The organism is Flavonifractor sp. An92 (assembly GCF_002159175.1).
Lineage (GTDB): Bacteria > Bacillota > Clostridia > Oscillospirales > Oscillospiraceae > Pseudoflavonifractor_A.
Genome location: NZ_NFGZ01000029.1, coordinates 1 through 11,943 on the forward strand (window position 1 = coordinate 1; position 11,943 = coordinate 11,943).

Here is an 11,943-nt window from a genome sequence, read left to right on the forward strand (position 1 = left end):
GTGGGAGCGAGTGCTCCCACGGCTCTTTTGGGGTCCGGGGTCAGGAGTTGGGCGGGTCGAAGGAGATGGGCTTTGCCTTGGTGTCCCCGAAGCTGTGCTTGGGGGAGGGGGAGGAGAGGTCAAAGTAGATGCGGGAGTCGGGGGTGACGCCGAAGGACCGGTTGGAGCCGCTGTCCTGGACCTTGTTGAAGGCCTCCCGGAACATGGCGTTGTGGGCCTCCTCCCGGTTGAGGAGGAAGTCGATGGTCTCCCGGACTTTCTTGTCGGAGATCTGGCGGTAGAGATACTGGTAGACCACCTTGGCCCGCTGCTCGGAGGCGATGTTGGACAGCAGATCGGCGCACAAATCGCCGGTCACCGTCACATAGTCCCCCGTCCACGAGTAGCCCGAGGCGTTGATGAGCCCGGGGTTGAGGCCCAGCAGCACGTGGGTCTGGATCTCCCCGGCGTCCACGGCGGAGGCGTCCACATCGTGGCCGTTGAGCAGATTGATGGTCTGGGCCACCATCTCCATGTGGCCCAGTTCCTCGGCGGCGATGTCCAGGAAGAGGTCCTTGATCTCCGGGTCCTTCACCCGGAAGCTCTGGGAGAGGTATTGCAGCGCGGCCTTCAGCTCGCCGTTGCCGCCGCCCAGCTGCTCCTGCAGGAGGACGGCATAGCGGGGGTTGGGCTCCTCCACCGCCACGGGGTGGAAGAGCTGCTTTTCGTGCTTGAACATACGATCACTCCTTTCCACCCTAGTGTGGGCGGCGGAAAGCGGAATATACGCCTTGTCTCCGGGCGAAAAAACAGGTATACTAATAAGATGCCAGACTACACTTACCAAGCGGGAGGCGCGCTATGAACAAGCTCATGGTCATCGACGGCAACTCCATCATTAACCGGGCCTTTTATGGCATTCGGATGCTCACCACCAAGGACGGCACCCCCACCAATGCGGTGTACGGCTTCCTGACCATCCTGCAAAAGCTCCTGGAGGAGGAGAAGCCCGACGCTCTGTGCTGCACCTTTGACCGGAAGGCCCCCACCTTCCGCCACCTGGCCTACGAGGGCTACAAGGCCCAGCGCAAGGGCATGCCCGACGAGCTGGCGGTGCAGCTGCCCATTTTGAAGGACGTGCTGGCCGCGCTGAACATCCCCCGGTACGAGATGGACGGCTGGGAGGCCGACGACCTCATCGGCACCATCTCGGTGAAGGACACCGCCGCCGGGTGGGATACGGTCATCGTCACTGGCGACAAGGACTCCCTCCAGCTCATCACCGACCACGCCACGGTGAAGCTGGTCACCACCCGCATGGGCCAGACCACCACCCGCAACATGACCCCCGAGGCCTTCCGGGAGAGCTACGGCTTCGACCCCATCCACATCATCGACCTGAAAGCCCTCATGGGGGACGCCAGCGACAACATCCCCGGCGTGAAGGGGGTGGGCGAAAAGACCGCCATGGACCTCATCCAGCGCTACCAGAGCGTGGACGCCATCTACGCCGCCCTGAACGCGGACACCCTGGAGGCCAAGCCCGCCATGCTCAAGAAGCTGCGGGAGGGGGAGGAGTCGGCCCGGATGTCCTACGACCTGGCCACCATCCGCACCAACGCGCCGCTGGACTTCGACCCGGAGGCCAACCGCCGGAAGGAGCCGGACAGCGCCGCCCTCTATGCGCTCTTCTTGAAGCTGGAATTCCAGAAGCTCATCGACAAATACGGCCTGAAAGCCCCCCAGGGGGAGGTCCCCCAGGCAGAGGGCGCTCCCACCGCCCCCACCGGCGAGGTGGTGGCCGACATGGCCCGGGCCAAAGAGCTGCTGGCGCTGTGGCAGAGCGCCGAGGGCGTCTCGGTGCTGGCCCACCCGGACCTGGACGCCGTGGCGGTGGAGTGGCAGGAGGGGGAGGAGCCCCATGCCGCCGTCCTCCGGGCCGACCGGCTGGAGGGGTATAACGAGCTTATAAAGGACCTCTTCGCCGGGGACACGAAAAAGACCACCCACGACGTCAAATCCCTCCTGTCCCGGCTGCTGGCCGAGGGCATCGAGGGGAACAACTTCGTCTTTGATACCGCCATCGTGGCCTACCTGCTGGCCCCCACCGACGGCAGCTACGAGCTGGAGAAGCTGGGCCTCAGCTGGTTTAACCGGGAGTTCCCCAAGGCCAAGGAGACCTACCTGGCCGCCGACGCCTTCTCGCCGTTGGCGGACGGGAGCGCGGTGGCCGACGCCCTGGTGAGCCACGTCTCCCTCATCGCCGCGCTGAAAGACGCCATGGCCCCGAGGCTCCGTGAGCTGGGGATGGACAAGCTCTTCTACGAGGTGGAGCTCCCCCTGTGCCCGGTGCTCGCCCGGATGGAGCACGCCGGGATGCTGGTGGACCGGGCGGCCCTCACCGCCTTCGGCCAGATGCTGGAGGAGCGCATCACCGCCGACGAGGCCGCCATCTACGACCTGGCCGGGGAGCACTTCAACATCAACTCCACCCAGCAGTTCGGCAAGATTTTGTTTGATAAGCTGGGCCTGCCGCCGGTGAAAAAGACCAAGACCGGCTACTCCACCAGCGCCGAGGTGCTGGACAAGCTGAAGGGGATGCACCCCATTGTGGAGGCGGTGCTGGACTACCGGCAGCTCACCAAGCTGAAATCCACCTACGTGGACGGCCTCACCAAGGTGATCGCCCCCGACGGGCGCATCCACACCTCCTTCCAGAACACGGTCACCGCCACCGGGCGGCTCAGTTCCACCGAGCCCAATTTGCAGAACATCCCGGTGCGCACCGAGCTGGGGGCCGAGCTCCGGAAAATGTTCGTGGCCCCGGAGGGCAAGGTGCTGGTGGACGCCGACTACTCCCAGATCGAGCTGCGGCTTCTGGCCCACATCGCCGGGGATGAGCACATGATCGCCGGTTTCCGCTCGGGGGAGGACATCCACACCCTTACCGCCGCCCAGGTCTTTGGGGTGCCGCCGGAGCTGGTGACCAAGCAGATGCGCTCAGCGGCCAAGGCGGTGAACTTCGGCATCGTCTACGGCATCTCGGCCTTCTCCCTGGGCCAGGACATCGGGGTGCCCACCTACGAGGCCAAGGACTATATGCAGCGGTATTTTGACAAGTACTCCGGCGTGCGGGCCTATATGGACGCGGTGGTGGAGAAGGCCCGGGAGGAGGGCTATGTCTCCACCATCCTGGGCCGCCGCCGCTGGCTGCCGGAATTGAAGTCCTCCAACTTCAACACCCGGTCCTTCGGCGAGCGGGTGGCCCTCAACATGCCCATCCAGGGCACCGCCGCCGACATCATCAAGCTGGCCATGATCCGGGTGGACGCCGCCCTGCGGGAGGCCGGACTGGAGGCGAAACTGGTCCTCCAGGTCCACGACGAGCTGATCGTGGAGTGCCCCGAGGGGGAGGCCGGGCAGGTGGAGGCCCTCCTCACCCGGGAGATGGAGGGGGTCATGAAACTGGCCGTGCCCCTCATCGCCGACGCCCACACCGGCCGCAGCTGGGCCGAAGCCCATTAAAAAGGAGCGATTTTCATGAACTATCAGGTGGTCCCCATGGACCGCAGCCATATCCCGGCCATCGCCGCCCTGGAGCGGGAGTGCTTCTCCCGCCCCTGGAGCGAGGCGGCCCTGAGCGAGGAGCTCTACAACGACACGGCCTGTTTCCTGGTGGCCGAGGGGGAGGACGGGACCGTCCTGGGCTATGCCGGGCTCCACGTCATCCTGGACGAGGGGTACATCGACAACGTGGCGGTGGACCCCCGGTACCGCCGCCAGGGGGTGGCCGACGCCCTGCTGGACGTGTTCTGCCGCTTCGGCGCGGAGAAGCTGGCCTTCCTCACTCTGGAGGTGCGGGCGAGCAACACCCCCGCCATTGCCCTCTATGAGAAGCACGGCTTCTATGAGGTGGGACGGCGGAAGGACTACTATGACGACCCCAAGGAGGACGCCCTCCTCCTGACCCGGGAGTGGGACCGGTGAGCGGGGGAGAGGTACTGCGCCCGCTGAGCCGGAAGGAAGTGCGCTGGATCTACCGCTGGGAGATGAAGGAGGCCTTCCCGCCCGCCGAGCTCAAGCCCCTCTGGAGCATTTTGAGCATGATGAAGCGCGGCGAGTGTGACGCCCTGGGGCTCTTCCGGGGGGAGGAGCTGCTGGGGTACGCCCTGCTGCGGCGGGAGGGGTCCTTCGTGCTGCTGGACTACCTGGCGGCCTGCCAGGGCAAGCGGAACCAGGGCACCGGCAGCGCCATCCTCACCGGGCTCAAGGAGCGCTATGCCGATACCGCAGGGCTGCTGGCCGAGGCCGAGGCGGTGGAGCCGGGGGTCTCCGAGGAGGAGAAGCAGCTGCGCCGCCGCCGTCTGGCGTTCTACGAGCGCAACGGCTTCGGGGACCTGGGGTACGAGGCGTACATTTTCTCGGTGCGCTACGCCATGCTGGGCTGGTCCGCCGCCGGTACGCCCGACCGGGACGCAGCCATGGAGGCCCACCGGCGGCTCTATCGCCTGCGGGCGCTGGAGAGCCTCTACCGGCGGTACGTCCACATCCCGGCAGAAGACTAGAGAAGGAGCGGACCCATGGAGCAAGATCCGATGTCTTTTTTTGAGCAGGTCCGCCAGAAACAGGACGCCATCCTCCAGCGGTGGCTGCGGATGCACCGGGGCGCGGTGGAGCTGCTGGTGCTGGCGGCGGCGCTGGTGGAGGCAGTGGTGGGGCTGGTCTCGGTCCAGTCCAGCAGCTTCCAGACCAGCAGCCTGTGGGGCTATCTGATCAAATACCTCCTGATCCCCAGCGGAGTGAATCTGTGCATCCTGGCGGTCCTGGAGGCTCTGTCCCGGTGGATGCCGGTGTCGGTGGGGGTGCGGCGGTACGCCGTCTCCCTGGGGATGCTGGCGGTGTCCCTGGTGCTGTACACGGTACACAGCATCTTCTCGGCCGCCGCGGCCCTCTTTCTGGTGACGGTGCTCCTCACCGCCATCTATGGGGACTACCTCCTCACCACGGTGACGGCGGCGCTGAGTATGGCGGGACTGCTGTTCAGCGGGCTCTTTCTCCACTGGGACGGGTCCAAGGCGCCGGTCCAGGCCAACACGGTGAGCCTGGTGAATTTCCTCCTGGAGGCCCTCATCCTGCTGGGCGGGTATCTGCTGTGTCTGGCCATCATCCGCTACGAGCGGGCGAAGAACGAGGCCATCCTCCGGGCAGAGGAGGAGCAGTACCATCTGGAACAGGCCCTGCGCCTGGACACCCTGACCCAGGTCTACAACCGGAAGGCCCTGTGGGAGGCGCTGGACCGCCTGCGGGCGGAGCAGGCCGGGGCGGCCCTGGCCATGATGGACCTGGACCGCTTCAAGCAGCTCAACGACACCTATGGCCATCTGCGGGGGGACCAGTGCCTCAGCCGCTTTGCCCGGCTGCTGCGGGAGGTGGCGGGGGAGCGCCCCATTTTCCGCTACGGCGGGGACGAGTTCTGCATCCTCTTTCCGGGGGAGCGCGGGGAGCAGGCGGCCCAGATCTGCCGGGAAATCGGCGCGGCCATGGAGCGCTCGGAGCTCCACCGGCGCTACCGGATGGGGATCAGCATCGGCGTGGCCGAGCTCTCACCGGAGATGGAGGGGCAGGCCCTGGTGGCCCGGGCGGATCAGGCCCTCTACCGGGCCAAGTCGGCGGGCGGCGGGGTCGTCGTCGCGGAGCCGGAGCTGCTGCTATCGATGGAATAAGAGAACCGCCCCGCGGGACCGCTTGGTCCCGCAGGGCGGTTTTTTGCTGGCTCAGCAGCAGCAGTTTTTGATCTCGCGGTAGCAGCCCTCGCCCTGGGTGGCCTGGTTGGGGGGGAAGAACTCATCCACGGGGAACTTCACGTGGCGGAAGATCTCGCAGGGATCGTCCTCGCAGGACCCGCTGCCGCAGGCGCACTCCTTCTCGGGCACGCAGTAGTCGTAGATGGGGGTGAGCAGCTGGGTGTCCCGCTCCAGGCGGATGAGGGAGAACTGGCCCAGGGTGACATAGAGCCGGCGGTTTTCGTGGCTGAAGCACAGCTCGCTGCCGAAGCAGGCGCAGATGCAGGGGGGGATCTCGGTGATCTCGCAGTCGCAGTGGTGGCACTCGCACACGTCCACCAGCTTCATGCCCAGCACGATGGGGTCCACGGCCTCCACCACAGCGGTGGGGACGCTGCACTTGCGCATCTGCTCGTCGGGGCCGTCGGTGCTGGCGCGGGAGGTAAAGACCTTGGCGCTGCTCTCGCTGCCGAAGAGGATGACCCGCTTGTCAAAGACGCACAGGCCGGAGATCTCCACGGGGCGGGCGGCGCCCACGAAGGCGTCGGCGGTGACGCGGTAGTAGTAGCGCACATCCACGGTGTAGAACCCCCGGTTGAAGCAGACGGGCTCCACGTCGATGTACACCGAGAGCAGCTCGGCCTTGCAGGGCTTCACGTTCACCGCCCGGTCGATGGCACACTGGGAGTCCTGGGTGGGGTAGAACCGCAGGTCCTCGATACAGTCCTTGTCCTTACAGCTGTCAAAGATCTTCTTGGTGTCGATGCATACGGCCTCGCGGATGCAGTGGGCATCATGGACGGGGCCGGGAGCGACCTTTTCAGGCATTGCCATACCTCCTAACAGAGTAGTCGGAATTGCTTCCGAGCCATTCTATGGAGGTGGGGGGAAAGTGGTGCCGGATTCAGATGGACAGGGGAGCGGAGCCGAGGGGGTAGGTGTCGATCTCGGCCCGGCCGTAGGTGTAGGTGAGCAGGTCGGTCCGGCCCAGGGCCTCATAGGGCCTGCCTTGGATGGAGCCCGCCAGAATCCGCTCGGTGAGGGTGAGCATGTCCTCCAGGTAGGCAAGACCCAGATCGGGATTCCGCGGCGTGAGGGGGTCCATACCGGGGACGGGGGTGATCTGCTGCTGGTAGCGGTGGCCGCACAGGAAGAGGGGCTCCGGTTTGTCCCGGAAAAAGTCCAAGGTGCGCCTCAAAGTCTCCCGGTAGACGGAAAGCACATCGGGGAGGAAGAAGAGCCAGGCGTAGCCGGAGCCGAAGGCGTCGCCGGTGGCCAGCCAGCCCCGCTGGGCCTCGTAGTAGAGGACGCTGCCGGCGGTGTGGCCCCTGGCGTCCAGCACCTGGAGGGAGAGCCCGCCCCAAGAGATGGTGTCCCCGGGCCGGACCGGGATGGGGTGGGCCACGCCGGGCACCGGGTCGTCCACGGGCACGTAAATGGGCACGTCCTGGAACTGGGGCAGGGCGCCGGTGTGGTCGAAGTGGTTGTGGGTGAGGGCCACCCGGATGGCCCGGCCGTCCGCCAGCCGGTCTACGATCTCCCGCAGGGCATGGCCGGGGTAGGAGAAGCCCAGGTCCACCACCAGCACGGCGTCGGTGCCCTCCAGGACATAGACGCTGCCCGGGCCGTGGAAGGAGCCGTCGCGCTGGAGCCCGGGCGGGCGGTCCCGGGTGGCGTCCTCGATGTGCCAGACACCGTCGGTCAGGCGCTGGGCGGTGTAGGGGGCGTGTTCAAATGTGGTCTGCATGGCGTTCACCTCGTTTTTCCAGCATACCACGGCGCACTGCCGCCGTCCAGAGCGAAAAAAGCCCCCGCGTTCCCGAAGGACGCGGGGGCCGTTTGTGTTTAACCCTTGGACTTCATGTCGCCGTAGTGGCTGTACATGGGGGAGGGCATTCCGAAGCCGCCGGCCACGGGGAGAGCCTCGCCGGTGACGAAGGAGGAGAGGGGGCTGGCCAGATACAGGCAGGCGTCGGCGATGTCGCCGGGCTGACCGGCTCGGCCCATGGGCACGGTTTTCAGGAAGGTGTCCAAAAACTCCTGGGACATGTTGTCCATGGCGGCGTCGGTGGCGATGAAGCCGGGGAGGATGCAGTTGCAGCGCACGCCGGCGTGGGCGTACTGGGTGGCGATGTTCTGGGAGAGGAAGATGATGGAGGCCTTGGCCACACCGTAGGAGATGCGGTACATATCGGGGTACTTGCCGCCCACCGAGGCGATGTTGACGATGGAGCCGCCGCCGGTCTTGACCATGGAGGCCACGGCGGCGCGGCAGGTGTCGTAGACGCTGCGGAGGTTGTCGTTGACGATGGCGAGGAAGTCCTCGGCGTCGGTGTGGAGGAGATCGAAGTCCTTCCGCACGTCGGTGGCGCCGTAATTGTTGACCAGAATGTCGATGCGGCCCTCCTTGGCCACGACCTCCTCCACGCAGGTGCGGAAGGTCTCGGGCTTGGAGGCGTCGAAGTAGCACACGGCGGCCTGACCGCCGGCGGCGGCGATCTCCTCGGCCAGGGCCTGTCCGGCCTCCAGGCGGCGGACGGCGAGATAAACTTTGGCCCCCTCCTGGGCCAGGCGCACGGCACAGGCCTTGCCGATACCGCGGGTGGAGGAGGTGACCACGGCGATTTTATCGGTGAGCAGAGACATCTTGACTCATCCTTTCTGAAGTGGGGCGGCGGTGGACCGCCGGGATGCTTTCAGCATACACCAAATGAAAACAGAATTCATGTCTAAATTGTAAACTCTTAGTTTAAAAATGTAAAATGCGGGACAGGCTGAAATTGGCCGGGAAGGATTGTAAAGAAAATAAGAGTGTGGTATACTGGCTTGGTATGGAAAACGACACACAGAGGTGTTTCAGACATGGAAAACGAGAAAAAAGTCATGCTTTCGGGCATCCAGCCCAGCGGCGACCTGCACCTGGGCAACTATCTGGGCGCCATCCGCAACTGGGGCGCCCGGGCGGAGGAATTTGACTGCTATTATTTCATGGCGGATATGCACACCATCACGGTGCGGCAGAACCCCGCCGACCTGCGCCGGCGCACGCTGGAGCAGCTGGCCCAGTACATCGCCTGCGGCCTGGACCCGGAGAAGAACACCCTCTTCATCCAGTCCCACGTCCACCAGCACGCCGAGCTGGGCTGGGTGCTCAACTGCTACACCATGTTCGGCGAGCTCTCCCGCATGACCCAGTTCAAGGACAAGTCCGCCAAGCACAAGGACAACATCAACGGCGGCCTCTTCACCTATCCGGCCCTGATGGCGGCGGACATCCTCCTCTATCAGCCCGACTACGTGCCGGTGGGCGAGGACCAGAAGCAGCACGTGGAGCTGACCCGGAACATCGTCCAGCGCTTCAACGGTATCTACGGCGACGTGTTCAAGATGCCCGAGCCCTACATCCCCAAGGCGGGCGCCCGGGTGATGGGCCTGAGCGACCCCACCGGCAAGATGAGCAAGTCCGCCCCCGAGGGCTGCGTGTTCCTGATGGAGAAGCCGGAGGACATCATGCGCAAGTTCAAGCGGGCGGTCACCGACTGCGACACCGAGCACTGCGTGCGCTATGACCGGGAGAACAAGCCGGGCGTTGCCAACCTCATGCAGATCTACTCCGCTGTCACCGGCAAGAGCTATGAGGAGATCGAGCAGGAGTTTGACGGCAAGGGCTACGGCGTCTTCAAACCCGCCGTGGGCGAGGCCGTGGTGGAGACCCTGCGTCCCATCCGGGAGGAGGCCCAGCGCATCCTGGCGGACAAGGCCTATCTGGAGAGCGTGTACCGCGCCGGCGCAGAAAAGGCCTCCTATGTGGCCAACAAGACCCTGCGCAAAGTCTATAAAAAGGTGGGCTTCGTGGCCCGCTGAGGCCCGCTCCCGCCGGAGCAAAAGGAGAAACCGTTCTCATGTCTATGACGATCGAGAGCATCGGCCTGGTGGCCGGTGCGCTGGTGGCCGCCCTGCTGGTGGCCCTCATCACCACCCCCATCGTGAAGAACCTGGCCCAGAAGTGGGGGGCGGTGGACGTGCCCAAGGACGGCCGGCGTATGCACGACCACCCCATCCCCCGGATGGGCGGTCTGGCCATCTTCCTGGGTTTCCTGCTCAGCGTGATCTTGTTCCTGCCCTTTTTGAGCGGGGACGGGATCAGCCTCCAGATCCGCGGCATGCTGCTGGGCGCGGTCATCATCGTGGTGCTGGGCATCCTGGATGACATCTACGCCCTGCCCGCCCTGCCCAAGCTGATCGTGCAGATCGTGGCGGCCGTGATCGCGGTGGGGTCGGGGAACTTGGTCACCGTCATCTCCAACCCCAACGTCTTTTCCAGCGAGCTGTACTGGGAGCTGGGCTGGCTCTCTTACCCGGTGACCGTGGTGTGGATCGTGGGTGTGACCAACGCGGTCAACCTCATCGACGGCCTGGACGGCCTGGCCTGCGGCGTGTCCACCATCAGCTCCATGACCATGTTAGTGATTGCCCTGGCCATGGCCGAGCCGGAGGTGGCGGTGCTGATGGCCGCCCTGGCGGGTGCGTGCCTGGGGTTCCTCCCGTACAACATGAACCCGGCCAAGATCTTCATGGGGGACACCGGCTCCACCTTCCTGGGCTATGTGCTGGGCGTGGTGTCCATCCAGGGTTTGTTTAAGTACTACATGCTCATCTCCTTCGTGGTGCCCTTCCTGCTGCTGGGCCTGCCCATCTTTGACACCTGCTTTGCCTTCATCCGGCGAATCGCCCACGGGCAGAGCCCCATGCACGCCGACCGCAGCCACATCCACCACCGGCTCATCGACATGGGCCTGAGCCAGAAGCAGGCGGTGGCGGTGCTGTATATCATCTCGGCCATTCTGGGCCTGTCCGCCGTGGTGCTCACCACCCTGAGCCCGGTGCGGGCCATGCTGCTGCTCTTCGCGCTGTGCGTGACGGGCGGCGTGTCGGTGCGCATCTTCCTGCACAACAACAGCGGCCAGAACCACCACGACCAGCCGGCCAAGCCGGCGGAGAACGACGAGAACAAAGGAGACAAAGAATCATGAGCATCCGCGTCATGACCGTGTTCGGCACCCGCCCGGAGGCCATCAAGATGGCCCCCCTGGTGCAGGAGCTGGACAGCCGCCCTGATATTGAATCCATCTGCTGCGTCACCGCCCAGCACCGGGAGATGCTGGACTCGGTGCTGCACATTTTCGGGATCACCCCGGATTATGACCTGAACATCATGGAGCCCCGGCAGACCTTGTCCACCATCACCAGCAAGTGCCTGCTGGGCATGGAGGAGGTGCTGGAGAAGGCCAAGCCCGACCTGATCCTGGTCCACGGCGACACCTCCACCACCTTCGCCGGTGCGCTGGCGGCCTTCTACCACCAGATCAAGGTGGGCCACGTGGAGGCGGGCCTGCGCACCTGGGACAAGTACTCCCCCTGGCCGGAGGAGATGAACCGGCGCATGGTGGGGGACATCGCGGACCTTCACTTCGCCCCCACCGAGGCCAACCGCGCCAATCTGGCCCGGGAGGACATCCAGGACGGCGTGTTCGTCACCGGCAACACCGTCATCGACGCCCTCAAGACCACCGTGCGGGACGACTTCACCTTCCACACCGAGCTTCTCAATCAGCTGGACTATGGGAAAAAGGTGGTCCTGGTCACCTGCCACCGCCGGGAGAACTACGGCGAGCCCATGGCCCACATCATGACCGCCCTGCGCCGGGTGGCCGAGACCTATGAGGACGTGGAGCTGGTGTACCCGGTGCACCTCTCGCCCGTGGTGCGGGAGGCGGCGGGGAAGTACCTCTCCGGCCACGACCGCATCCACCTCATCGACCCCCTGGACGCCCAGGAGATGCACAACCTGATGGCCCGGTCCTACCTGGTGATGACCGACTCGGGCGGACTCCAGGAGGAGGCCCCCGCCCTGGGCAAGCCGGTGCTTGTCCTGCGCCGGGAGACCGAGCGGCCCGAGGCCGTCACCGCCGGCACCGTGAAGATCGCCGGCACCGACACCGACACCATTTTCGCCATGGCCAGCGAGCTCCTCACTGACGAGGGGGCCTACCGGGCCATGGCCCACGCGGTGAACCCCTACGGCGACGGCCACGCCTGCCGGCGCATTGCCGACGCCATCGAGTGGCAGTTCGGCCTGCGGCCGGAGCGCCCGGAGGAATTCAAGGCCTGATCCGAGAAA

Annotated in this window: 11 protein-coding genes; 7 read left to right on the forward strand and 4 right to left on the reverse strand. The window is 65.3% G+C overall.

From position 1 onward, the window contains the following. Nucleotides 1-40: 40 nt before the first annotated feature. Nucleotides 41-718 (reverse strand): manganese catalase family protein, encoded by a 678-nt coding sequence (locus B5G43_RS14320; RefSeq protein WP_087262543.1) that lies wholly within the window; start codon nucleotides 716-718, stop codon nucleotides 41-43. Between the two features lie 122 nt (nucleotides 719-840). On the opposite strand from B5G43_RS14320, the gene polA reads away from it, so the two are divergent. From polA to B5G43_RS14340, 4 genes are read left to right on the forward strand one after another with little or no spacing between them, the layout of a single operon-like run. Further along, entirely contained in the window at nucleotides 841-3,504 is a 2,664-nt protein-coding gene (polA, locus tag B5G43_RS14325; protein WP_087262545.1) for a DNA polymerase I, read from the forward strand. A gap of 15 nt (nucleotides 3,505-3,519) precedes the next feature. Next, nucleotides 3,520-3,966, forward strand: coding sequence for a ribosomal protein S18-alanine N-acetyltransferase (gene rimI, locus B5G43_RS14330; RefSeq protein WP_087262546.1), 447 nt, complete (start codon nucleotides 3,520-3,522; stop codon nucleotides 3,964-3,966). Further along, nucleotides 3,963-4,544: a hypothetical protein gene (locus B5G43_RS14335; protein WP_087262548.1), complete on the forward strand. Its 582-nt coding sequence runs from the start codon at nucleotides 3,963-3,965 to the stop codon at nucleotides 4,542-4,544. The genes rimI and B5G43_RS14335 overlap by 4 nt, the downstream gene beginning before the upstream one ends. 15 nt (nucleotides 4,545-4,559) lie before the next feature. Then, the gene (locus B5G43_RS14340; protein ID WP_087262550.1) at nucleotides 4,560-5,702 is read left to right on the forward strand and encodes a GGDEF domain-containing protein; all 1,143 of its coding nucleotides are present in this window, start codon (nucleotides 4,560-4,562) and stop codon (nucleotides 5,700-5,702) included. 51 nt (nucleotides 5,703-5,753) lie between these two features. Here the strand turns inward: B5G43_RS14340 and B5G43_RS14345 are convergent, their stop codons facing one another. The 3 genes from B5G43_RS14345 to B5G43_RS14355 all read right to left on the reverse strand — a co-directional run bounded on the left by B5G43_RS14345 (nucleotide 5,754) and on the right by B5G43_RS14355 (nucleotide 8,408). After that, on the reverse strand, nucleotides 5,754-6,590 hold the full coding sequence (locus B5G43_RS14345; RefSeq protein ID WP_087262552.1) for a hypothetical protein: 837 nt from the start codon (nucleotides 6,588-6,590) through the stop codon (nucleotides 5,754-5,756). Nucleotides 6,591-6,666: 76 nt separating this feature from the next. Further along, nucleotides 6,667-7,539, reverse strand: a complete 873-nt coding sequence (locus B5G43_RS14350; protein ID WP_158097441.1) for an MBL fold metallo-hydrolase — start codon at nucleotides 7,537-7,539, stop codon at nucleotides 6,667-6,669. 68 nt (nucleotides 7,540-7,607) lie between these two features. Next, the gene (locus B5G43_RS14355) at nucleotides 7,608-8,408 is read right to left on the reverse strand and encodes an SDR family NAD(P)-dependent oxidoreductase (RefSeq protein ID WP_087262556.1); all 801 of its coding nucleotides are present in this window, start codon (nucleotides 8,406-8,408) and stop codon (nucleotides 7,608-7,610) included. 216 nt (nucleotides 8,409-8,624) lie between these two features. Here B5G43_RS14355 and trpS point away from each other — a divergent pair, with 216 nt between their 5' ends. Genes trpS through wecB form a run of 3 tightly spaced genes read left to right on the forward strand, consistent with a single transcriptional unit; the run spans nucleotide 8,625 to nucleotide 11,934 of the window. Continuing rightward, entirely contained in the window at nucleotides 8,625-9,626 is a 1,002-nt protein-coding gene (gene trpS / locus B5G43_RS14360; RefSeq protein WP_087262558.1) for a tryptophan--tRNA ligase, read from the forward strand. A gap of 38 nt (nucleotides 9,627-9,664) precedes the next feature. After that, a complete protein-coding gene (locus tag B5G43_RS14365) occupies nucleotides 9,665-10,795 on the forward strand; it encodes an MraY family glycosyltransferase (RefSeq protein WP_087262560.1) in 1,131 nt (376 codons plus the stop codon). After that, nucleotides 10,789-11,934: a UDP-N-acetylglucosamine 2-epimerase (non-hydrolyzing) gene (gene wecB, locus B5G43_RS14370; RefSeq protein WP_087262607.1), complete on the forward strand. Its 1,146-nt coding sequence runs from the start codon at nucleotides 10,789-10,791 to the stop codon at nucleotides 11,932-11,934. The genes B5G43_RS14365 and wecB overlap by 7 nt, the downstream gene beginning before the upstream one ends. Nucleotides 11,935-11,943 lie beyond the last annotated feature (9 nt).

Excerpts from the sequence above, each read along its gene's own strand:
- B5G43_RS14320 (WP_087262543.1), bottom strand. The coding sequence starts at position 718 with ATGTTCAAGCACGAAAAGCAGCTCTTCCACCCCGTGGCGGTGGAGGAG.
- polA (WP_087262545.1), top strand. The coding sequence starts at position 841 with ATGAACAAGCTCATGGTCATCGACGGCAACTCCATCATTAACCGGGCC.
- rimI (WP_087262546.1), top strand. The coding sequence starts at position 3,520 with ATGAACTATCAGGTGGTCCCCATGGACCGCAGCCATATCCCGGCCATC.
- B5G43_RS14340 (WP_087262550.1), top strand. The coding sequence starts at position 4,560 with ATGGAGCAAGATCCGATGTCTTTTTTTGAGCAGGTCCGCCAGAAACAG.
- B5G43_RS14345 (WP_087262552.1), bottom strand. The coding sequence starts at position 6,590 with ATGCCTGAAAAGGTCGCTCCCGGCCCCGTCCATGATGCCCACTGCATC.
- B5G43_RS14355 (WP_087262556.1), bottom strand. The coding sequence starts at position 8,408 with ATGTCTCTGCTCACCGATAAAATCGCCGTGGTCACCTCCTCCACCCGC.
- trpS (WP_087262558.1), top strand. The coding sequence starts at position 8,625 with ATGGAAAACGAGAAAAAAGTCATGCTTTCGGGCATCCAGCCCAGCGGC.
- B5G43_RS14365 (WP_087262560.1), top strand. The coding sequence starts at position 9,665 with ATGTCTATGACGATCGAGAGCATCGGCCTGGTGGCCGGTGCGCTGGTG.